The organism is Streptomyces rugosispiralis, from assembly GCF_024505145.1.
GTDB classification, from domain to species: Bacteria; Actinomycetota; Actinomycetes; order Streptomycetales; family Streptomycetaceae; genus Streptomyces; species Streptomyces rugosispiralis.
The window spans coordinates 1-1,408 of the sequence record NZ_JANIAA010000157.1; the positions used below are offsets into that span (position 1 = coordinate 1).

Below are 1,408 nucleotides of genomic sequence, written 5' to 3' on the forward strand. Positions count from 1 at the left end.
TGTGATTTCCGGTGCGGAAGAAGCGGTGGTGGAGGTCGCCGGGCTGCTGGAGGCCGGGGGTGTCAAGACCAAGCGGCTGCGGGTGTCGCATGCGTTCCACTCGCCGTTGATGGAGCCGATGCTGGCCGAGTTCCGGCAGGTGGCCGAGGGGTTGTCGTACGCGAGCCCCCGCATCCCCGTCGTATCGAATGTGACGGGTCTGGTGGCGGACGCCGAGGCGTTGTGCTCGGCCGAGTACTGGGTGCGGCATGTCCGCGAGACCGTGCGGTTCGCGGACGGTGTGGAGTGCCTGACCGGGCAAGGCGTCGTCACCTACCTGGAGTTGGGCCCCGACGGAGTCCTCTCCGGGATGGGGCAGGAGTGCGCGCCCGACGCCGTCTTCGCTCCTGTTCTCCGCAGCGGCTGGGAAGAGACCGCCTCGGTCATGGAGGGGCTGGCGCAGATCCATGTGCGGGGGCGTTCCGTGGACTGGGCCGCCCTGCTCGCACCGGCGCGCCCCCGGTCCGTCGAGCTGCCCACGTATCCCTTCCAGCGGGAGCACTTCTGGCTGGAGTCGTCCGTCACCACGGCTGAGGCGGGCCCCACGGACGCGGTGGACGCCGACTTCTGGGACGCGGTGGAGCGCGAGGATCTGTCCGCGCTCACCGACACGCTGGCGGTCGCGGACGAGAACGGCGCCGGCGAATCGCTGGCGGCGGTGTTGCCGGTGCTGTCGTCTTGGCGTCGCCGTGGACGTGAGCGCGCCACGGTGGACGGGTGGCGCTACCGCGTGTCGTGGTCGCCGGTGTCCGACGGGGCGGGGACGGTGACAGGTCCGTGGCTGGTGGCCATCCCCGCGGGCATGGCCGACGACCCGTGGGTGTCGGCGTGCGTGGACGCCCTTGCCGGGCGGGACGCACGGCCGGTGATGGTCGAGCTGGGGGCCGATGACACCGACCGTGAGGTGGTGGCGGCGCGGCTGTGCTCGGCTCTTGCCGAGCCCGAAGCGGCCGCTGCCGCAGGCGTGTTGTCCCTGCTGGCGTTGGCCGAGGGCCGACACGGTCAGCATCGGTCGGTGCCCCTGGGCGTGGCCTTGACGCTTTCGCTGGTGCAGGCGGTGGGCGATGTGGGCCTGACCGCACCGGTGTGGTGTGCGACGCGCGGTGCGGTCGCGGTCACCGGTTCCGAGAGCGTGCGCGCGGTGGAGCAGGCGGCGGTGTGGGGCCTGGGCCGGGTGGCCGGTCTGGAGGTGCCCGAGCGGTGGGGCGGTTTGCTGGATCTTCCCGAGGTGTGGGATGCGCGGGCGGCGGATCGCCTCGTGGACGTGGTGAGCGGCCGTACGGGCGAGAACGAGGTCGTCGTGCGCGGCTCGGGGGTGTTCGCGCGCCGTATCGTCCGGGCGTCGGCCGCCGGACACGACATCGAGGGC

General features: G+C 72.4%; 1 protein-coding gene. It reads left to right on the forward strand.

The genetic code is table 11. The features are described from left to right. Positions 1-1,408: acyltransferase domain-containing protein (locus NP777_RS46815; RefSeq protein WP_256656309.1), on the forward strand; the 1,408-nt coding region annotated here is incomplete at both ends.